Here is an 18,598-nt window from a genome sequence, read left to right on the forward strand (position 1 = left end):
GCCGGCAAGCGCGTTCTCACATATCGCCGAGTTCAGTCATCAGGCAAATACGCAAGAGTTTCCGAATGATATGGAGCGGGCGGGTCCGATTGGCTGGGGAGTGGCGCATTCACGTCGGTTATGGCATGGCATTGAGTCAAATGGCGCTGGTAGTTGATTTTCAAATATGGCAGAGTCGTCCGTCAGGTGGCCGGTCAAGTCCAAGCAATAGATCCAGCCGGTCTTCCGGTCGCCCCGAGGACCAGCCATCAGCCGCGGGGGAGAAGTCGGCTCATGAACTTGGTGGATCGTGGTGAAGAACTCTCGGTCATGGAGCACATGCTCGACTCAACCGAGAGCGGGCATGGCGGCGTCCTTCTGGTGAGCGGCGCCGTCGCCAGTGGCAAGACCGCGCTGCTGCGCGCCTTCGGCGCGCGCGTCACCGCAAGAGGCGCACTGTATCTGCAGGCCACGGCGTCCGGCGCGGAGGCGGACCTGCCCCTCGGAATCATGGGGCAACTGCTTCTGGGCGCCGGTCTGCCCGGCGCGGACGCGCGCCGCGCGACAGAGCTCGTGCGGTGCGCGGCGGGCTCGGCCCGCTCGCGACGGGCGGCCGGCGAACGGCCCGCCGTGGCCATGGAGGGGATTCCCGAGCTGTGCGGACTGCTGCTCGAAAAATCCAGGGAAAGGCCCTTGGTGCTCAGTATCGACGATGTGCAGCACGCCGACGGAGACTCGCTCGAATGCCTCCTCTACCTGTCGCGCCGACTGGCCGTGAGCCGGATTCTGGTCGTGCTGGGAGAGAACAGCGACTTCCTGGCGGGCAATACGAGATTGCGCGTCGATTTACTGCGTCTGCCCGGCTGCCGGAATATCAGGCTCGGCCCGCTCCAGCGGTCCGGAGTCGCAGAGATGATCTCTGAATTCGGTGAGCCGTGGTGGGGGACGCGCAAGCTCGTCCCCGAACTGCTCCACAGGGGCGGCGGCAGCCCCCTCCTGACCCGGGCGCTCATCGAGGACCACCGCGCCGCGGGCGCCACGGCCACCGCCGTCGGCGATCCCGTACCGGGCGAGTCCTTCGTCCGTGCCGTCGCCACCTGCCTCTACCGCAGCGACCTCGCCACCCGCCGCACCGCGTGGGCGCTGGCGGTCGCGGGCCCCGACATGTCGCTCGCCGAACTCGTGGAGGTCCTCGGGACCAGCAGGGAATCGCTTCTGCGCAGCCTGCGAGCGCTGAACGAGGCGGGCCTCCTCGACGCGGGCTGGTTCCGGCACGAGGCCGGGCGCGCCGCCGTCCTCCGAAGCCTGGAGCCCACCGACCGCGCCCGCGTCGAGGCCCGCTGCGCCCGGGTCCTGCACGAACACGGCGCGGCCGCCTCCGCGGTCGTACGGCACCTGATCGCGGCCGAGACCGTCGACGCGCCCTGGGCGCGGCGCACCCTCATCGAGGCCGCCGAGCGCGCCCTCGCCGACGACGAGACCGACCTCGCCCTCACCTGCCTGCGCATCGCCCGCGACACCAGCACCGACGCCCACCAGTCCCTGGAGATACGGGCCGCCCTCACCCGGGCCCTCTGGCGCGTCAACCCGGCCGGCGTCGTCCAGCACCTGCCCGAACTCACGGCTGCCGCGCTGGACGGACGGCTCGGCACCCGGCACGCCGACGCGCTCGTGGGCCACCTGCTCTGGTTCGGCCGCCCGGAACGAGCCCTCGACGTGCTCCGCGCCGTCGAGCGGCAAAGCGCCGAGCGGCCCGGCCGATCCGGCGCCGGCACACCGCACCGGCACGACTGCCCGCGCCTCTGGCTGACGTACGCCTATCCGGGCCTCTCCGTCCCCGACTGCACGGCCCCCGGCGGGACACCGGAGCACACGACCGCGCAGGACACCACCCCACAGCACGCGGCGGCGCTGGCCCGCAGCCCGCACCAGCGGGCGGCGAGCCTGGTGAAGTCGCTCCTCGACGGGTCCGGCAAGGACGTGGTGGTCAGAGCCGAGCAGATCCTGCAGAGCACCCGCCTCGACGACGACACCGTGACCGCGCTCCTCGTCGCCGTCGACTCCCTGGTGCTCGCCGACCGCCTCGAAGCGGCGGCCTTCTGGTGCGAGACGCTGCTCGCCGAGGCCGCCGAGCGGCGTGCGCCCCTGTGGCAGGCGCTCCTCGCCGCGGCCAGGGCCCGCATCGAACTCAGGGCGGGCGCGCTCACGACCGCGCGGAAGCTGGCGCGTTCGGCGCTCACCCTCGTACCGGTGGACGGATGGGGCGTGGCCGTCGCCGCGCCCGTCGCCACCGCACTGTTCACCGGCACACTGATGGGCCGGCTCGACGAAGCGGCGGCCCAACTCGCCGTACCCGTACCCGACTCGGCCTTCCAGACGACCGACGGGCTGCTCTACCTCAGGGCCCGCGGCCACTACTTCCTCGCCGCGGGACGGCCCTATGCCGCGCTGGACGACTTCCTCACCTGCGGCGACCTCATGCGCCGCCGGCGCTTCGACCTGCCCGCGCTGGTCCCGTGGCGCACCGACGCCGCCGAGGCGCAGCTCTCGCTGGGCGACCGCGAGCGGGCCCGCGCCCTCGCCGAGGAGCAACTCGCCCTCGCGGCAGGTCAGAAGGGCTGGGTCCGCGCCGTGTCGCTGCGCGTGCTCGCCCGTACGCTGAAGGCCGCGCACCGGCCGCCGCTGCTCGGTGAGGCCGTCGAGATCCTGCGGGACCGCGGGCACCGCATCGAACTCGTCCGAGCACTGGACGAGTTGGCCCGTACGCAGCGCGAGCTCGGCAAGGTGGGTCAGGCCAGGGCGCTGGCCCGCAAGGCGCAGCAGCTGGCGGGGGAGTGCGGCATGCCCGTGCCGCCGTCCGCGGCCGACACGGGCAGCCCGCACCCGGCCGAGCAGCCCTGGTCGTCCGGCAACCGCCGACATCCCGACGAACTCAGCAACGCCGAACTGCGGGTGGCCACGCTCGCCGTGCGCGGCCACACCAATCGCCAGATCGCCGACAAGCTCTGCATCACCATCAGCACCGTCGAACAGCACCTGACGCGCGCCTACCGCAAGCTCGCCGTGCAGCGGCGCGCGGACCTCGCGGCCAAGATCGGCCCGGTCGCGGGACCGGGCGACGGAGAGGAACCCGCGACGCACGACGCCTGCGACCGGCTGCACGTGTGCTGACGACGGGACATCCGTCATGCGTCCGTCTCCCCCTCGGTGAGGCCGTGGCTGCCGTCGCGGTGACGCGGTTCCGTTTCTACGCGGCGGGCGGTCACACGGCGGTCCGAAGATCTGTGACCGATTCACAGGAAACGGGCCGCACCGGGCTGTGACCGGTGCGTGACGGGCGTTCGGTCACCGTGGACTTCATGATCAAGGCGGGCGTCCGTCTCACGCTGCTGTACGGCGCGCTGCTCGTCGCCTCCGGGGCGGTCCTGCTCGCGCTCACGTATCTCCTCGTCCTGCGCTTTCCCGCGGACCGCGTCCTCGTCGACGGGGCGGAGGCGGGCATGGGCGCGGGGACGGACGGGAGCGGCGACCGCTCCGCCGGAGGGTTCCCCGGTGTGCGGTCGGCGGCCCGCTCCGGCGACGTCTTCGCCTGGCTCCAGGAACAGGCGGTACGTCAGCACGCGGACCAGTTGCGGGAGTTGCTGGTGCAGTCCGGCGTCGCGCTCGCCGCCATGCTGGTGGTCTCCGCCGTCCTCGGCCGGCTGGTCGCCCGGCGTGTGCTGCGCCCGCTGCGGGCGATGACCGCAACCGTCCGGCGCGTTTCGGCGCACACCCTCCACGAGCGGCTGGCCCTCCGGGGTCCGGCCGACGAGCTCAAGGAGCTCGCCGACACCGTGGACGGGCTCCTCGGCCGCCTGGAAGCGGCCCTCGGCTCCCACCGGCGGTTCGTCGCCGACGCCGCCCACGCCCTGCGCGCCCCGCTCACCCTGGAGCACACGCTGCTGCGGGAGACGCTCACCGACCGCGACGCCACCGCGGAAACGTTTCGCGCGAGCTCCGAGCGGCTCCTGGAGATCAGTCAACGGCAGGCACGCCTCCTGGAGTCCCTGCTGACGCTCGCGGGCAGCCACCGCGGGCTCGTCGACCGCGAGGAGCTGGACCTCGCGCTCCTCGCCGAGTGGGCGCTGCGCCTCGCGCGCCCGGAGACCGAGCGGCGTGGGCTGCGGGTGGCGGCGGCCGTCGCGCCCGCGCCCCTCCTGGGCGACCCGGCGCTCGTCCAGCGCCTGGTGTCCTGCCTCGTGGACAACGCGGTCGGACACAACCGCCCCGGCGGGCGGGTGGAGGTCGCCACCGCCGTACGGGACGGGCACGCCGTCGTCTCCGTCGCCAACACCGGCGCCCGCGTGGCGCCCGAGCAGGTGAACCGCCTCTTCGAACCCTTCCAGGGCCCCGGCCGAACGGCCGACGACGGCAGGCCCGGTCTCGGCCTGGCGATCGTGCACGCCATCGCCCTCGCCCACGGCGCGGTGATCACCGCAGGCGCGCGCCCGGACGGCGGACTCGCCGTGGAAGTCGCCTTTCCGATAGGGGCCGGAGATCCATGTAAAGGGGCGGACGACATTGGGCAGTTGGACAAGGAAACGGGACTTCGTTGAGCAAAGGCCCGGTCACCTCCTACCGTGGTCGCCCGACGTAATTCCCCGAAGAGGCCCGTATGACGGGCCCGAGAGAATTCCGGGGAATTTCCTCATGCACGGGAGGAACCCTTGGTTGTCGTGATGGCCCCCGAGGCCACGCAGCAGGATGTGGACGCGGTCGTCGAACTGGTGCGCACGGCGGGCGGGGACGCGTTCGTCAGCCGGGGCGTGACCCGCACCATCGTCGGGCTCGTCGGGGACGTGGCCGCGTTCGGCGCCCTCAACCTCGCCCACCTGCGCGGCGTCCTGGACGTGGTGCGGATCTCGGTCCCGTACAAGCTGGTCAGCAGGGAACACCACCTCGAACGCTCCGTGGTGACCGTGGCGGGCGTCCCCATCGGCCCCGGCACACTGACCGTGATCGCGGGCCCCTGCGCGGTGGAGACCGCCTCGCAGACCCTCGCCGCCGCCCGCATGGCCAAGGCGGCGGGCGCCACGCTCCTCAGGGGCGGCGCCTACAAACCGCGCACATCGCCGTACGCCTATCAGGGTCTCGGCGAGAGCGGACTGCGCATTCTCGCCGACGTACGGGAGGAGACGGGCCTCCCCGTGGTGACCGAGGTCATCGACCCGGCCAGCGTCGAACTCGTCGCGCCCTACGCCGACATGCTGCAGATCGGCACCCGCAACATGCACAACTTCGCCCTGCTCCAGGAGGTGGGTGCGGCGGGCCGGCCCGTCCTGCTGAAGCGCGGCTTCGGCGCCACCGTCGAGGAGTGGCTGATGGCCGCCGAGTACATCGCCCAGCGCGGCAATCTCGACATCGTGCTCTGCGAGCGCGGCATCCGCACCTTCGAGACCGCCACCCGCAACACCCTGGACATCAGCGCCGTACCGGTCGTCCAGCGCCTCTCCCACCTGCCCGTCATCGTCGACCCCTCGCACTCGGGCGGCCGCAGGGACCTCGTCCTGCCGCTCACCCGCGCCGCCCTCGCCGCCGGCGCGGACGGCGTCATGATCGACGTGCACCCCGAGCCGGGGACCGCGCTCTGCGACGGCGACCAGGCCCTCACTCAGGCAGAGGTCGACGAGGTGGCGCACGCCGTAGGGGCCCTGACGCCGCTGATGGGACGCACCCTCGCGGGTGCCGCCGCCGGCGCGCAGACCGGTAGGGGTGAATAGGGGTGGCGCAGGCCGTGGCGCGCCACTAGTGAGGGGTACCAGGCCGGAAAACGCGTTGTTAAGGTGAACATGACCGGCCGGGGAAACGCATCCCGCGGCATGACGGTACGGATTCCGTGAATTCCCGGAATCCGATTGCGGTGGTTGAAGACGGCGAAGGGCGCACCCGTGCGCGCCGCACCCTTCGCCGTGATCCGGGAGAAACACACGCCTGCAGAGCGCGCAACGCATTCACTTCAGGGGCCCTCGACCAAGGGCGAACGCGTACGCGGCGCGGCGGTGTGGCGTGACCGGTCGGCGTGCCGGGACACGCACACGGGGGACATCAGAGCTTGAGGGGGAGTTGAGTTGGCAACACCCGAGCACGCAGAGATCGACCGATTCATGGTCGTCGAAGTCGAGATCGGCTCGCTTTCGACGGCTGACTCACCGCGAACGGCCGGAGTCGATCCGGAGCACGTACAGGCACTGGCGGTCGTACAGACCCCGCTGCCGCCCATCACGGTGCACCGCCCGACGATGCGCGTCATCGACGGACTGCACCGCCTGCGCGCCGCCGAACTCCAGGGGCAGCGCAAGATCGCCGTGAAGTACTTCGACGGCGCGGAGGACGACGCCTTCGTCCTCGCCGTCGAGTCCAACGTCACCCACGGCCTGCCGCTGACCACGGCCGACCGCAAGCGGGCGGCCGCCCGCATCATCGCCACGCACCCGCAGTGGTCGGACCGGATGATCGCCTCGGTCAGCGGCATCGCGCCCGGCACCGTCGCGGACATCCGCAGGCGTGCGCCGGGCGGCAGGGACGGCGAGGAGAGCCGGATCGGCCACGACGGCCGGGTGCGGCCCATCAACGGCGCCGAGGGGCGCAGGGTCGCCAGCGAGCTCATCGCGCGGAACCCGGCCCTGTCGCTGCGCCAGGTGGCCCGCGTCGCCTCCATCTCGCCGGAGACGGTACGGGACGTACGCAACCGCATGATGCGCGGCGAGGACCCCGTACCGCAGCGCGGGAAGCGGACGGACCACGGCGGCCACGTCCCGCCGCCGCGGGTCGCCCGCCCCTCGGCCGTGCCCGACCGGGACGCGGCCCAGGACCGCGCCGCCGCCGTCAAGCGCCTCAAGGCCGACCCGGCGCTGCGCTTCAGCGAGATCGGCCGCACCCTGCTGCGGCTCCTCAACATCCACACCATCAGCATGGAGGAGTGGGACCAGATCATCGAGAAGGTCCCGCCGCACTGCCGGGGCATCGTCGCCTATCTGGCCGGGGAGAGCGCGGAGATGTGGACGGAGGTGGCGATGCGGGTGCAGAGCAAGGTCGCGGAGACGGCTTAGCCGCTGCTCCGTCGCACGGTGTCCAAGTGGGCGGGGCCCGCGGTTGGACGGCGGAGCCCTGCCCGCCGCCCGCCGCGCGGCACCCCGGGCGCCGTGTCCCCGCGTGCGGGCGCGGGAGCCTCCGCCTAGCGTGATGCCATGGAGCACGACCCGGCGGGGCAATGCCGCTGTGGACAGCAGCCGGCCGGGGAACCGGCCGGCTGTTTCCTGGCGCTGTACGGCGCCGCGCTGCGCACGGGCCGCTTCGACTGGGACCTCGACACGGGCCTCATGACGATGGACGCCACCGCCCACGAGGTCTTCGACGTACGCCCCGAGCAGTACGACAACCGGCCGGAGACCCTCGCCTTCCGCGTGCCGACCGTCGAGGGGCACCGCCTGGACCAGATCGTCTCGCACGCCCTGAAGGACGGCAGCGAGACGTACGGCGCGTACTTCCGCATCCGCTGCCACACCGGGACGCTGCGCTGGACCCACACGCAGGGCTGCATCCTGCGCGACGCCACGGGCCGCCCGCGCCGCATCGTGGGCCTCGTCAGGGACGCCACCCGGGAGCTCGGCGACAGCCCCGCCGCGCTGCGCGAGCGCGCCGACGAGGAGGCGGAGCGGCGCCGCACCACGAGCCTCGTCCAGGGCACCACCGCGGCGCTCGCGCACGCCCGCACCGTCCGTGACGTCATCGATGTCCTGCGCGACACCCACGGCCTCGCCCACCTGGGCGCGTCGAACCTCGTCATGGGCCTCGTCGAGGCGGGCCGCATCCGGCTCGTCGCCGAGGGCCCCGCGGGCAGCTTCGTGCCCGGCACCGACTTCACGGGCGTCGACGAGGACTACCCCATGAGCGAGGTCGTCCGCACCCTCGCCCCGCGCTACATCGAGACGGCCGACGAATTCGCCGAGTCCTACCCGCTGCTCTGGCCGCACATCGACGAGCTCGGCATCACCGCGGCCGCCTATCTGCCGCTGATCGCGCAGGCCCGCCCCATCGGCGTGCTCGGCCTGCTCTACCAGGACAAGACGGGCTTCACCGAGGAGGAGCGCAACGTCCTGGTCGCCCTGGGCAGCAGCATCGCGCAGAGCCTGCAGCGCGCCATGTTCTACGAGCAGGAGAAGGACCTCGCCCAGGGCCTCCAGCAGGCCATGCTGCCCCGCACCATCCCCGGCGTGCCGGGCGCGGAGATCGCCGTCCGGTACCGCTCGGCGGCGCTCGGACGGGACATCGGCGGCGACTGGTACGACGTGATCCCGCTGCCCGGTGGCCACGTCGGCGCCGTCATCGGCGACGTCCAGGGCCACGACACGCACGCCGCCGCCGTCATGGGCCAGCTCCGCATCGTGCTGCGCGCCTACGCCGCCGAGGGTCACACGCCCGCCACCGTCATGGCCCGCGCCTCCACCTTCCTGCACGAACTGGACACCGACCGCTTCGCGACCTGCCTCTATGCCGACGCCGACCTCACCACCGGAGTGGTGCAGCTCGTCCGCGCGGGACACCTCGACCCGCTCCTCCAGCGCACCGACGGCTCCTGCCACCGGGTCTCCGTGGACGGCGGCCTGCCGCTGGGCCTCTCCGCGGAGTTCGGCCGACTCGACTACCCCGTCACCACCCTCGAACTCGACCAGGGCCAGACCCTGTTGCTCTGCACCGACGGCCTCGTCGAGGAGCCCGGCGCCGACCTGGACGACGGCATGCGCGCCCTCGCGGAGCTCGCCGCCGTCGCACCCCGCGACCTGCAGCGGCTCGCCGACCGGCTCTGCGGCATCGTCGACGGCCGCGGCGGGGACGACGACGCGGCGCTCCTGCTCCTGCGCCGCCGCACCGACGACGCGCCCCGCTCGGGCGGCCGACTCCAGCAGCACGTCGCCCCGAGCGACCCGGAGGCGCTCGCCGAGGCCCGGCACATGATCAGGGCCGCGGTGCGGGCGTGGGGCGCGGGCGAGCGCGCCGACGAGATCGAGCTGGTGGCCGACGAGGTGATCACCAACGCGCTCATGCACACCGACGGGTCCGCCATCGTGACCCTGCGCGTCCTGACCGGCACCGACCGGCGGCTGCGCGTCGACGTCGAGGACTCGTCGAGCGCCCTGCCGCGCCGCCGCGACGCGGGCGAGTCCGGGGTGTCGGGCCGCGGCCTGCTCCTGGTGGACCGGCTCGCGGACGCGTGGGGCGTCGAGGCCCGAGGGGGCGGCAAATGCGTGTGGTGCGAGTTCGTCGTACCCGCCCGGGAAGAGCGGGAGTGAGGGAAGAGCCATGCCCGAACTGCCAGAAGTGGAAGCGCTGCGCGAGTTCCTGACGGGCCATCTGGTCGGCCGGGAGATCGAGCGCGTGCTGCCCGTCGCCATCAGCGTCCTCAAGACGTACGACCCGCCGCCCGGCGCCCTCGAGGGCCGTACCGTCACCGCCGTGGAGCGGCACGGAAAGTTCCTCGACATCGACGCCGACGGGACGCACCTGGTCACCCACCTCGCCCGCGCGGGCTGGCTGCGCTGGCACGACAGCGTCCCCGACGGCATGCCGCGCCCCGGCAAGGGTCCGCTGGCGCTGCGTGTCGCCCTGACGACGGGGGAGGGCTTCGACCTCACGGAGGCCGGCACGCAGAAGCGCCTCGCGGTGTACGTCACCGAGGCGCCGCTGGAGCTCCCCGGCATCGCGCGGCTCGGCCCCGACCCGCTGGCCGCCGACTTCGACGAGGAACGGCTCGCGGGTCTCCTGGCGGGCGAACGACGGCAGATCAAGGGGGCGTTGCGCGACCAGAGCCTGATCGCGGGCGTCGGGAACGCGTACAGCGACGAGATCCTGCACGCGGCCCGCATGTCACCCTTCTGGCTCACGTCGAGCCTGACCGAGGAGGAAGTCCATGGGCTGCATGTGGCGCTGCTGGCCACGCTGACCGAGGCGGTGGAGCGCTCGCGCGGTGTCGCGGCGGGCCGCCTCAAGGCGGAGAAGAAGAGCGGCCTGCGCGTGCACGGCCGCACCGGTGAGCCGTGCCCGGTGTGCGGCGACACGATCAGGGAGGTCTCCTTCGCCGACTCCTCGCTGCAGTACTGCCCGACCTGTCAGACGGGCGGGAAGCTGCTCGCGGACCGGCGGATGTCCCGGCTGCTGAAGTAGCGCGGCGGAGAAGCACGGCTCAGGGGCGCCGCAGGGTCAGCAGCGGCTTCCCCCGCCCCGTGCGCACTTCGTAGCGCTCCGTCTGCGCGGTGCGCAGGGCCGCCGTGCCCTCCGTCCGCACCGTCGGCGCGGGCACCCGCCACGACATGACGGTCTGCTCGGATCCGTCGGCGGCGACGGCGACCAACTCGCAGACCCGCCCCTCGGCCGCCGCGTATGCCGCCGTGTCCCGCACGGTGAGGCCGATCTCCGTACCCCAGACACGGTCCCGTGCGGTGAGCGTGGCGGAGACCCCGCTGCGGGCGTCCCGTGCGGCGATCCGCAGCGGTTCAGGACCGTCCGCCGTCCCGACGGTCACGGCGCACACGGCGGACGTCCCGAGGACCAGGACGGCGCCGACGGCGAGCACGCACAGCCGACGCCCGCGCCGGACCCCGGAGAGCCGCCCCGCCCGGCCCAGGAGGCGGTCCAGGAGGCCGGGGGACGGCGCGGCGAAGGGTTCGACGGGGGCCCGGGTCGCCCGGCCGTAGAGCTCCAGCTGGAGCGCCGGTGCGTGGAGTTCGTCGAGCTCCAGCAGGCAGGCCGGACAGTCCATGAGGTGATCCTCGAAGCGGAAGGCGTCCGCCTCGTCCAGGACGCCGAGCGCGTAGGCGCCCGCGTCTCGATGCCGCTCCAGGGGCCTCATGGCGTTCCCTGCCGTTCCGTGTCGGTGCGGAGTGCTGTTCCTCCTCCGGTACGCAGCGGAACACGGAATCACTCAAGGGCCGAACGGTCTCAGAAGAGGTGGATCGCCAGATGCCCCAGCGGCAGCCCGAGCCGCCACGCCGGCGTCCACACCTTGGGCCCGTCCTCCTCGCCCTGGACGGCGCGGCCGGGCACGGAGTCCAGGTCGGGCGCCAGCAGCTCGGTCTCCTGCAGCCAGCGCCACGCCTGGTCGGCGAGGTCCAGATCGGGCCCGGGGCCCTCGGCGGCGCCCGCCGTGAGCAGCGCCATCCGCTCGCGCACCCAGTCCTGCCACGGCTGGCCGTACGCGGTCAGGCTCAGCCAGGTCTCCAGCTGGGAGACCACACGGATTCCGGACAGCTCACCCTCGGTGTCCGACAGGAAGATCGTCAGGGCGAGCGCGTCGCGCCCCGCCCGGTACTCGAAGGAGGTGGGCGGCATCAGATCGCCGGTGCGCAGCAGCTCGTCGGCGATGTACTCGGCGTACAACCACGCCATGGGAACGATCAGTTCGCCGTCCCGTGGGCCTTCCGGGCCGTCGGGGTTTCCTCTGCTCTCGTGCCGCATCCTGTTCCGCCTTCCTCCGGTCCGTGCGCGTCACCGGCTCTGGCCCCCCAATCCGGCACACGGTGAGGACAGCCGAATACCCGGGAGGGGGGCCGGGCAAGGCGCTTTACGGAGGCTTGACCCGGACGTCGGTTTCACCGCAGGTGGGCCGCCCTGTGTTGTTCGTGTCACAGGTGGAATTGTATGACTCCGTTTCAGGTACTTGAACGGCAATGGTCCTTGATTAACCGTTAGCTCCATATGTGGATTCATCTGGCCGAATATCGTCCCAGCCAGGGAGTCCGACCGATGAAGCAGCGCGCACGGATCACACGGCACACACGTCCCGCCCCCACCTCCCACAACCCGCGGCGGACCCCGCGTCCACGTCCCGCGACGGCCGCCGCCGCGGCCCTCCTGATCGCAGGCCTCGCGGGCACCACCGCCTGCACGGTTCAGCAGCCCTCGGCGTGGACGGAGCCGGTCCGGCACGGCGACGCCCACCGCGCCGACGAGGGCGGGGGCCCGGCGCACCGCCCGGCCGGCGGATCCGCGGCCGGCAAGCGCGGCTTCACCCTCGCCGCCTCCGGTGACGTCCTGCCGCACGCCTCGATCATCCGCAAGGCCAACGCGGACGCGGGCGGCGACGGCTACGACTTCAAGCCGATGCTCGCGGGCGCCAAGCCCGTCATCAGCAAGGCGGACCTGGCGATCTGCCACATGGAGACGGTCTACGGCGCCGACGGCGACTACAGCGGCTACCCCAGCTTCAAGTCCCCGCCCCAAGTGGCCCGCGCCCTCAGGGCCACCGGGTACGACGCCTGCTCCACCGCCTCCAACCACACCCTCGACGACGGCGCGGACGGCGTGCGCCGCACCCTGGACGCGCTCGATAAGGCGGGCGTCAAGCACGCGGGCTCGGCCCGCACGGCCGCCGAGGACAGGACCCCGGCATGGCTGCGGGCGGGTGACGCCAAGGTCGCGCAGCTCGCGTACACATACGGCACCAACGGCTACCCGCTGCCGAAGGGCAAGCCGTGGACCGTCGACCTCATCGACCGCGACAAGATCGTGGCGGACGCCAGGGCGGCCCGCAAGGCGGGCGCGGACGTCGTGGTCGTCAGCCTGCACTGGGGCAGCGAGTGGCAGGACGCCCCCGACAAGCAGCAGCTGCGCCTCGGCAAGCAGCTCACGGCGTCCCGCACACACGGGCGCCCCGACATCGACCTCATCCTCGGCACCCACGCCCATGTCCCGCAGGCCTACGAGAAGATCAACGGCACCTGGGTCGTCTACGGCATGGGTGACCAGGTCGCCGGCGAGATGATCAACCACGAGGGCGCGCACGACCCGCGCGGCAACCAGGGCACCATCGGCCGCTTCACCTTCGCGCCGCCCACCGAGGCGGGCGCCCGCTGGGAGGTGAAGAAAGCCGAGTTCCTGCCCATGCTGTTCGACACGGACTCCGTCCGCGTCGTCAACCTCAACACCGCCCTCGACGGCGGCGCCGAAGTGGGCGACGTCCGCGACCGCATCCGCCGCGTCGTCCTCAGCCGCGGCGCGGGCAAGGACGGCCTCGTCATGGGGAAGTAGCCGCGGCGGAGCCGGCCGCGGCCCGGGACGGGAGCCGCCTCACTTCCCGACACCGCTCCCGTCCGTCTTCGCCAGCTCCGACCTGCGGTACGAGTAGCCGAAGTAGACGACGAGGCCGAGCAGGAACCAGACGGCGAACCGCACCCAGGTCTGCCACTGCAGGAACGTGATCAGCCAGATCGAGAACACCACCCCGATCGCGGGCACCACCGGCATGCCGGGGCAGCGGAACGTCCGCGGCAGCTCCGGCCGCTTGTAGCGCAGCACGATCACCGCGACGCACACCACCACGAACGCCAGCAGGATGCCGATGTTGGTCAGCTCGGCCGCCTCGCCGATGGGCAGGAACCCGGCGATGGCGGCCGACGCGACCCCGACGATCCACGTCACGCGGGTCGGCACGTGCCGCGTCGGATGCGTCTTGGCGAACCACTTGGGAAGCAGCCCGTCCCGGCTCATCGAGAACCACACGCGCGTGCAGCCGAGCATGTCAGCAAGTGAACTTTAGGTTCAGGCTGTCTCTGGACCCCTGACCAGCACCAACACCCCAAGGCGCCCCGCCGCACTCCGGCCGGGGCGCCTTCCTCATGCCCGCGGCCCGCACCTGACTCGCCTCGGTGCGCGCCGCGGTTCCACCATTCCGATCACGACAGAGGAGTCCGTCATGCCCGACACCGCCGCGCCCAAGTCGAGTGGCCTGAAGCTGGTCCGCGAGTTCTTCGGCCTGACCATGCAGGAGATGAAGGCCGAGTGGATGCAGGGTGGCCTCACCGAGGCCGATAAGGCGCAGATCGTCCAGGGGCTCAGCGACGGGACGCTGACCTACTGACCGGACTCGCCGGCCGCCCGGCGCTGCTCCGTAGCACGGCGGCGCCGGGCGGCTTTCACGCGCTTGTCCAGGTCGGCGTTGATCCATGCCGTGACGGTGGTGCCCTCGGCCTTGGCCTCTTCCATGGCCGCGTCCCACAGCTCCTTCGGGACGCGGACGTTGTGCTGCTCGGTCACGCCGGTCCGGGGTCGTCCTCGCAGGGCCACGGGTTCTCCGCCTCCTGGATTCTGGGGGTACAGAAAATCTAGCAGACGCCCCTTGACGGCCCATGGTCCCGGCGAGATTCTGTATATACAGAAAATCGAACCGCAGAGGTGGGGATCATGGAATCTGCCATCGTCCTGGTCGCGGGCACACTGCTAGGCGGCCTGCTCCAGTACCTGATCACCGACTGGCGGGCGCGTTCCGAGCGGCGCCGCGAGGCCCTGGCGGACGCGGCCGGCGCCTTGCTGGGCAGCCTCGCAGCGCTGCGCCAGGAGCAGTACGAGAAGATCGTCGCCCGGCGTCAGGGAGTGGCCGACTCCCTCGATGACATGCGCACCCGCTACGCGGCGCGTACCGCGGTCACCACCGCGAGGGGCGCGCTGCGACTGGCGACGCGCGATGCCGCGGTGGTCGCCACGGCGCGCCAGGCCATCGGTGCCACGTTCGCCCTCGGGGATGCGCCCGACGACGCCGATCTGCAGACCGTCGGCGACGCGGCCCGCGACGCACACGACGCGTTCGAGGACGCTGCCGTGGCCGCGGTGCACGCGCGCCGCTGAACACCGGCCCCGGCGGGGGAACCTGCCCGTCACTGGTCGCACGGCGCCGGGGCACTCCGATCATCCCGCAGCCCTGAGAAGGGGGCAGATCATGCAGGACCAGTACGCGTTCATGAAGCAGCACCCGCAGCCGACGAACCCCGTCGAGGCCCTGGCCCACACGCTGGCGGTCCTCGGGGAGCTGCCGGACGACAAGACCGTGGTGCAGGCCACGTCGGGGGTGTACGGCAAGGGCGTGCGCACCGGTCTGACGATGGGCGACTTGCGCGAGATCGCGGGCATGCTGAAGCGCTGGGCGGGCAGCGATGCCTGAGTCCGTACCCGAGCCCTCCGCCTGGACGTTCACCGATGGCAGCGGCATCCGCCGCCAGGTCAAGGTGCACACCACCCGCGACGGCTGTGACGTCTTCTTCGAGCCGCGTTTCGTGGGCGACCCGAAGCCGTGGTTCGACGCGGACCGCGCGCACGGCGACCCGTCCGCGTACTACGCCGACGCCGACTTGGTCACGCTGGGCATGCCGGTCACGTCGTGGTCCGGCTTCGGCGACTGACCGGCGAGAATGGCGTCATGACCGGCGACGAACTTCCCGAACCCGTGTACTGGTTCTGCAACTCGTGCGGCGAGGAAGCCGATGAAGCGGGCGAGTGCTGCGACGACGGCGAGATCGAACCCGCCTACGACGACTGATCCCGAGCCCCGGCCGGCCATCACGGCGCCGGGGCTCTTCCGCGCCCGGAACCGATCGCTCCGATTCCCCTTTTCGTATATACGAAAATCATGGCGGGCGACCTTGACGGACCATGATCCCAGCGAGATTCTGTATATACGGAAAGTCGAGCTGGGAGGCAGGGGCCATGAAGACCACCGTCGCCGAATACCTGGTCACCCGGGGTCTCCCGGCCACGTGGTGCTACGCCTCCCCGTTCGGCCGCATCGCTGCCGAGACCTACCGCAGCACCTACCGCCGCGAGCCGCGCCACGCGTTCCGGCTCATCAACGGCCGCTTCCGCCGCGTGATGGCCTACCGCGCGAGTGAGCGTCACGTGCTCGACACCGCGTGGGAGATCTATCCGCGCTGCACCGACCCGTCTGCCGCCGTCCCGTCGCCGCGCCGCACCGTGGCGCGCATCGACCGCGTGCTGAACGACTACAGCGTCAGCGGCGACGCGATGCGGTGGCAGCCCGGCAACCAGCCGCTGACGCGGCACCCGTGAGGGGGAGTCATGTTCAACGTCTTCATCGACCACCCGGTGACGGGGGCGAACGTCGAGATCATCAGCCTGGAGAAGGCGTACGAGGCATCCGCCGTCGCCAACTTCTGCACCGACGCCGGATACCGCGTCGACGCCGACCTGTGGACCGAGACCGACCAGTACGCCATGGTCTCGCCCGCCCTGTACGAGCGCCTGAACCTGGCGCGGTTCGCGACGGTGCCCTCATGATCCTCTCCATCATCGTCTGGGTCTGGGATCACTGGGTCCTGTACACGCTGCTCACCGCCGCGCTGGTCGCGGTGGCCGTGGCGGTCACTGCGTGGGAGGGGCGGGCGCGGTGATCCGCGAAACCTACAAGGGCCGGAAGATCAAGGTCGTCAAGGGCCGGGGCAGCGACTACGGATACACCCGCGTGACGCTGAACGGCACGGACCTGGGCAAGCACCTGGGTGACGAAGCCGCAGCGCTTCGCTGGATACGCAGCACCATCGACCACGCTGACCAGATGGGGATGGGCAACGGCCGGTACGGCGCCGAATGGTACGAGCCCGGCACCTTCGAATTGAACGAGGTCGGGCACGTCGTTGCTTCCGGCGGCGTCTGCTCCTGCACCTACTGCGAGCGCAAGCCCTGGAACTCGTGCCAGAACATCACCGCTGGTGGCGTCTGCGTCTGCGATCACTGCATGAAGCAGCACCTCTGACCCACCCCGCCCCGGTCCGGTCACCACGGACGTCGCTGCAAAGGCAGACCGGGGCCCTCGGCACCACCCCATCAACCCGCGAGGGGGAGTCATCATGCCCGACAAGCCGCAGTTGCTGACCTGGAGCGAGGAAGTGGTCTATGGCGGGCCGGACGGGACATCCGCCGTGCTCTGCATCACGGAGACGGGCGAGAAGGCGGCGCTCCTGCTCCCGCCGGACGAACGGGTGGATCTTGCACTCATGCTCTCCCTCCCGGAGCAGTGCCCGCACGTCTGATCCGGCAAGCCCCGCCCGGGATATGCGGCCCGCGCTCCGCGCACCGACTCGCTTCCCGGGCGGGCCCTGCGCCCGTACCCCAACGGCAGAGGGACGGCCACTTAAAAGGCCATTTCAGTGCGGGTTCGAATCCCGCCGGGCGCACTGCCACAGCCAACCCCCAGGAAGGGGGCGCCCGTCATGGGCTACAACATGATCGCCGAGAATCCGCCCACGGGCACCGCCGCGTACTTGTGGATCAGCGACGGAATGATGGACGACGCCCGTCAGGTCATGAGCCTGCTCGGCATGCTCACCGACGACGGGCCCCCCGACTGGCCCGCACCGGGCACCGCCACCGGCATCGCGTACTGCGCCCTGCACGGCAAGAGCGGACACCTGGCCGGGCCCGACGGCATCACCGCCGCGCTGAAGCGGTGGTACGCCGCACCGGATCACGTCCGCGCGGACATCACCGATCAACTGGCCTGGTGGCCCGACTGGATCGCCTACCTCGAACGCGCGGCGGCCTGCGGCGGCTTCCGCGTCCGCTGACCCCTGAGCCCCCGCCCGGTTGCGTCGCCCCCGTCCGCCGGGCGGGTCCCCGGCAGCCGCCTCGCCACACCCCACCCCGTGGCGGGGCGGCTGTCACCCCACACCGATCACTGCCCCGGAAGGGGGCGTCATGGACCTGTTCGGAAAGATCCACATAGCGAACGAGCATCTGGCCACTGCTGGACGCGAAGGGATCGTCTTCACGTCGCGGTACAAAAAGCCGATCACGGATGATGTCGTCGTCACTGCCTTCCACCCGACCACGGGGGACGGCCGCAGCTTCCTCATGACGCGGGCCGAAGTCGAAGAGCTGCATGGTGCGCTGGGCAAGTGGCTCGATACCGGATGGGCCGGGTTCGTGGACGGGGCGCCGGGGCCCGGCGAGGGCTACCCCGACTCCGGGCTCGGGACCGTCCAGGATGCACGCCCCGTACTGGACGAGCACGAGCGGCAGCGTGCGGAGCGGGCCGCGAACGACAGGCGCCTTGAGAAGAGCCGCAAGGCGCAGTATGCGCAGCACACGCGGGACGAACTGCTGGACGAGATACGCCTGCTGAAGTGGAACATGGACGCCGCGAAGAGGGACGAGCAGGCATGGCGCGACGCGGCAGCGCGCGACCGCGAGAGCTTCGAGCGGCAGATCAAAGCTCTGCGCCAGGCGATCAACGGCCGGAAGACCGTGCCGGTTGCCGATCTTGAAGCAGCGATCAAGGAAGCGCGCGGATCATAACCACCCTCGTGATCCACATCCTGACGTGCGACGCCGTCGTCGGCGACGACGTCGACTACTGCCCGCACCACTCCTGAAAGCTCCCCTGCCCCCGATCGGGTCCGGTTGCAGCCGGGCCGGGCAGGGACCCCGCGCGCTTGGCGGCAGCGCGGGGAGCAGGGACGCCCCGGAGGCTGCTAAGCCCCTCCGGGGCGTCCGCCACCACTAGCCCCCTGCCAGGGGACGCCCCGGCCTGCTGGACGCCGGGCGCTGGCAGGGACCCCGCGCTTCTGGTGGCGCGGGACAGGACGCCCCGGAGCGGAGTGGCTACCGCATCCCGGGGCGTCCGCATATCGCCCGTAGCTCAGTCAGGAAGAGCCTGCGTTCTCCCCTCCTTGCTCACGCGCAGAGACCCCGGTTCGAGTCCGGGCGGGCGACCGATACGCATCACGACACGTCCCCACCGGGACCCGTGGCGCCGCAAGCGGCGCCTTCTTTCTTTCCGCAGTACCGCCCTGAAGGGGGC

At 71.6% G+C, this 18,598-nt stretch carries 20 protein-coding genes, 2 tRNA genes and 1 pseudogene; 19 read left to right on the forward strand and 4 right to left on the reverse strand.

What is annotated here, in order from left to right; all coding sequences use genetic code 11:
- Window positions 1–273: 273 nt before the first annotated feature.
- From DEJ49_RS32945 to DEJ49_RS32970, 6 genes are all read left to right on the forward strand, one after another.
- A complete protein-coding gene (locus DEJ49_RS32945) occupies window positions 274–3,150 on the forward strand; it encodes a helix-turn-helix transcriptional regulator (protein ID WP_150187479.1) in 2,877 nt (958 codons plus the stop codon).
- A 188-nt stretch (window positions 3,151–3,338) separates the two neighbouring features.
- Window positions 3,339–4,574: an ATP-binding protein gene (locus DEJ49_RS32950; RefSeq protein WP_223833090.1), complete on the forward strand. Its 1,236-nt coding sequence runs from the start codon at window positions 3,339–3,341 to the stop codon at window positions 4,572–4,574.
- Between the two features lie 120 nt (window positions 4,575–4,694).
- On the forward strand, window positions 4,695–5,738 hold the full coding sequence (gene aroF, locus DEJ49_RS32955) for a 3-deoxy-7-phosphoheptulonate synthase (protein WP_223833257.1): 1,044 nt from the start codon (window positions 4,695–4,697) through the stop codon (window positions 5,736–5,738).
- A 348-nt stretch (window positions 5,739–6,086) separates the two neighbouring features.
- Window positions 6,087–7,067: a ParB/RepB/Spo0J family partition protein gene (locus DEJ49_RS32960; RefSeq protein WP_223833091.1), complete on the forward strand. Its 981-nt coding sequence runs from the start codon at window positions 6,087–6,089 to the stop codon at window positions 7,065–7,067.
- Window positions 7,068–7,205: 138 nt separating this feature from the next.
- Window positions 7,206–9,308 carry a SpoIIE family protein phosphatase gene (locus tag DEJ49_RS32965; RefSeq protein ID WP_150187481.1) on the forward strand — a complete coding sequence of 701 codons (2,103 nt, stop codon included), beginning with the start codon at window positions 7,206–7,208 and terminating at the stop codon, window positions 9,306–9,308.
- Between the two features lie 10 nt (window positions 9,309–9,318).
- Window positions 9,319–10,179 carry an Fpg/Nei family DNA glycosylase gene (locus tag DEJ49_RS32970; RefSeq protein WP_150187482.1) on the forward strand — a complete coding sequence of 287 codons (861 nt, stop codon included), beginning with the start codon at window positions 9,319–9,321 and terminating at the stop codon, window positions 10,177–10,179.
- Between the two features lie 19 nt (window positions 10,180–10,198).
- Here DEJ49_RS32970 and DEJ49_RS32975 read toward each other — a convergent pair whose 3' ends face one another.
- Window positions 10,199–10,864, reverse strand: a complete 666-nt coding sequence (locus DEJ49_RS32975; RefSeq protein ID WP_150187483.1) for a zf-HC2 domain-containing protein — start codon at window positions 10,862–10,864, stop codon at window positions 10,199–10,201.
- An 89-nt stretch (window positions 10,865–10,953) separates the two neighbouring features.
- Window positions 10,954–11,469 (reverse strand): hypothetical protein, encoded by a 516-nt coding sequence (locus DEJ49_RS32980; protein ID WP_150187484.1) that lies wholly within the window; start codon window positions 11,467–11,469, stop codon window positions 10,954–10,956.
- A gap of 288 nt (window positions 11,470–11,757) precedes the next feature.
- Here DEJ49_RS32980 and DEJ49_RS32985 point away from each other — a divergent pair, with 288 nt between their 5' ends.
- Entirely contained in the window at window positions 11,758–13,041 is a 1,284-nt protein-coding gene (locus DEJ49_RS32985; RefSeq protein WP_150187485.1) for a CapA family protein, read from the forward strand.
- Window positions 13,042–13,080: 39 nt separating this feature from the next.
- On the opposite strand, the pseudogene DEJ49_RS32990 reads toward DEJ49_RS32985, so the two are convergent.
- A pseudogene (locus DEJ49_RS32990) lies at window positions 13,081–13,530 on the reverse strand (APC family permease); the annotation flags it as partial.
- Window positions 13,531–13,705: 175 nt separating this feature from the next.
- Between DEJ49_RS32990 and DEJ49_RS36095 the strand changes: the two are divergent.
- Window positions 13,706–13,870, forward strand: a complete 165-nt coding sequence (locus tag DEJ49_RS36095) for a hypothetical protein (protein ID WP_190329518.1) — start codon at window positions 13,706–13,708, stop codon at window positions 13,868–13,870.
- On the opposite strand, the gene DEJ49_RS32995 is transcribed toward DEJ49_RS36095, so the two are convergent.
- On the reverse strand, window positions 13,864–14,046 hold the full coding sequence (locus tag DEJ49_RS32995) for a hypothetical protein (protein ID WP_150187486.1): 183 nt from the start codon (window positions 14,044–14,046) through the stop codon (window positions 13,864–13,866). The genes DEJ49_RS36095 and DEJ49_RS32995 overlap by 7 nt on opposite strands.
- A 147-nt stretch (window positions 14,047–14,193) precedes the next feature.
- On the opposite strand from DEJ49_RS32995, the gene DEJ49_RS33000 reads away from it, so the two are divergent.
- From DEJ49_RS33000 to DEJ49_RS33050, 11 genes are all read left to right on the forward strand, one after another.
- A complete protein-coding gene (locus DEJ49_RS33000; RefSeq protein WP_150187487.1) occupies window positions 14,194–14,634 on the forward strand; it encodes a hypothetical protein in 441 nt (146 codons plus the stop codon).
- A 91-nt stretch (window positions 14,635–14,725) separates the two neighbouring features.
- Window positions 14,726–14,947: a hypothetical protein gene (locus DEJ49_RS33005; protein WP_150187488.1), complete on the forward strand. Its 222-nt coding sequence runs from the start codon at window positions 14,726–14,728 to the stop codon at window positions 14,945–14,947.
- A complete protein-coding gene (locus DEJ49_RS33010; RefSeq protein WP_150187489.1) occupies window positions 14,940–15,185 on the forward strand; it encodes a hypothetical protein in 246 nt (81 codons plus the stop codon). The genes DEJ49_RS33005 and DEJ49_RS33010 overlap by 8 nt, the downstream gene beginning before the upstream one ends.
- A 304-nt stretch (window positions 15,186–15,489) precedes the next feature.
- Window positions 15,490–15,849: a hypothetical protein gene (locus DEJ49_RS33015; RefSeq protein ID WP_150187490.1), complete on the forward strand. Its 360-nt coding sequence runs from the start codon at window positions 15,490–15,492 to the stop codon at window positions 15,847–15,849.
- A gap of 9 nt (window positions 15,850–15,858) precedes the next feature.
- Window positions 15,859–16,077: a hypothetical protein gene (locus DEJ49_RS33020; RefSeq protein WP_150187491.1), complete on the forward strand. Its 219-nt coding sequence runs from the start codon at window positions 15,859–15,861 to the stop codon at window positions 16,075–16,077.
- 109 nt (window positions 16,078–16,186) lie between these two features.
- A complete protein-coding gene (locus tag DEJ49_RS33025; RefSeq protein ID WP_150187492.1) occupies window positions 16,187–16,552 on the forward strand; it encodes a hypothetical protein in 366 nt (121 codons plus the stop codon).
- Window positions 16,553–16,646: 94 nt separating this feature from the next.
- Complete coding sequence (locus tag DEJ49_RS33030) at window positions 16,647–16,829, forward strand: hypothetical protein (protein ID WP_150187493.1); 183 nt, start codon at window positions 16,647–16,649, stop codon at window positions 16,827–16,829.
- A gap of 68 nt (window positions 16,830–16,897) precedes the next feature.
- Window positions 16,898–16,973 (forward strand) — tRNA-OTHER (locus tag DEJ49_RS33035).
- Window positions 16,974–17,009: 36 nt separating this feature from the next.
- Entirely contained in the window at window positions 17,010–17,363 is a 354-nt protein-coding gene (locus DEJ49_RS33040; RefSeq protein WP_150187494.1) for a hypothetical protein, read from the forward strand.
- A gap of 130 nt (window positions 17,364–17,493) precedes the next feature.
- Window positions 17,494–18,093: a hypothetical protein gene (locus DEJ49_RS33045; RefSeq protein WP_150187495.1), complete on the forward strand. Its 600-nt coding sequence runs from the start codon at window positions 17,494–17,496 to the stop codon at window positions 18,091–18,093.
- Between the two features lie 332 nt (window positions 18,094–18,425).
- A tRNA-OTHER gene (locus tag DEJ49_RS33050) sits at window positions 18,426–18,510 on the forward strand.
- The last annotated feature ends 88 nt before the right edge of the window (window positions 18,511–18,598 follow it).

The organism is Streptomyces venezuelae (genome assembly GCF_008642335.1).
In the GTDB taxonomy this organism is placed as follows: Bacteria; Actinomycetota; Actinomycetes; order Streptomycetales; family Streptomycetaceae; genus Streptomyces; species Streptomyces venezuelae_F.

What these genes read in the sequence shown, in the direction of transcription:
- DEJ49_RS33000 (WP_150187487.1), top strand. Translation starts at nt 14,194, where the DNA reads ATGGAATCTGCCATCGTCCTGGTCGCGGGCACACTGCTAGGCGGCCTG.
- DEJ49_RS33045 (WP_150187495.1), top strand. Translation starts at nt 17,494, where the DNA reads ATGGACCTGTTCGGAAAGATCCACATAGCGAACGAGCATCTGGCCACT.
- DEJ49_RS32970 (WP_150187482.1), top strand. Translation starts at nt 9,319, where the DNA reads ATGCCCGAACTGCCAGAAGTGGAAGCGCTGCGCGAGTTCCTGACGGGC.
- DEJ49_RS32965 (WP_150187481.1), top strand. Translation starts at nt 7,206, where the DNA reads ATGGAGCACGACCCGGCGGGGCAATGCCGCTGTGGACAGCAGCCGGCC.
- DEJ49_RS33030 (WP_150187493.1), top strand. Translation starts at nt 16,647, where the DNA reads ATGCCCGACAAGCCGCAGTTGCTGACCTGGAGCGAGGAAGTGGTCTAT.
- DEJ49_RS33015 (WP_150187490.1), top strand. Translation starts at nt 15,490, where the DNA reads ATGAAGACCACCGTCGCCGAATACCTGGTCACCCGGGGTCTCCCGGCC.
- DEJ49_RS33010 (WP_150187489.1), top strand. Translation starts at nt 14,940, where the DNA reads ATGCCTGAGTCCGTACCCGAGCCCTCCGCCTGGACGTTCACCGATGGC.
- DEJ49_RS32945 (WP_150187479.1), top strand. Translation starts at nt 274, where the DNA reads ATGAACTTGGTGGATCGTGGTGAAGAACTCTCGGTCATGGAGCACATG.
- DEJ49_RS32950 (WP_223833090.1), top strand. Translation starts at nt 3,339, where the DNA reads ATGATCAAGGCGGGCGTCCGTCTCACGCTGCTGTACGGCGCGCTGCTC.
- DEJ49_RS33020 (WP_150187491.1), top strand. Translation starts at nt 15,859, where the DNA reads ATGTTCAACGTCTTCATCGACCACCCGGTGACGGGGGCGAACGTCGAG.
- DEJ49_RS33040 (WP_150187494.1), top strand. Translation starts at nt 17,010, where the DNA reads ATGGGCTACAACATGATCGCCGAGAATCCGCCCACGGGCACCGCCGCG.
- DEJ49_RS32985 (WP_150187485.1), top strand. Translation starts at nt 11,758, where the DNA reads ATGAAGCAGCGCGCACGGATCACACGGCACACACGTCCCGCCCCCACC.
- DEJ49_RS33005 (WP_150187488.1), top strand. Translation starts at nt 14,726, where the DNA reads ATGCAGGACCAGTACGCGTTCATGAAGCAGCACCCGCAGCCGACGAAC.
- DEJ49_RS36095 (WP_190329518.1), top strand. Translation starts at nt 13,706, where the DNA reads ATGCCCGACACCGCCGCGCCCAAGTCGAGTGGCCTGAAGCTGGTCCGC.
- DEJ49_RS32975 (WP_150187483.1), bottom strand. Translation starts at nt 10,864, where the DNA reads ATGAGGCCCCTGGAGCGGCATCGAGACGCGGGCGCCTACGCGCTCGGC.
- DEJ49_RS32980 (WP_150187484.1), bottom strand. Translation starts at nt 11,469, where the DNA reads ATGCGGCACGAGAGCAGAGGAAACCCCGACGGCCCGGAAGGCCCACGG.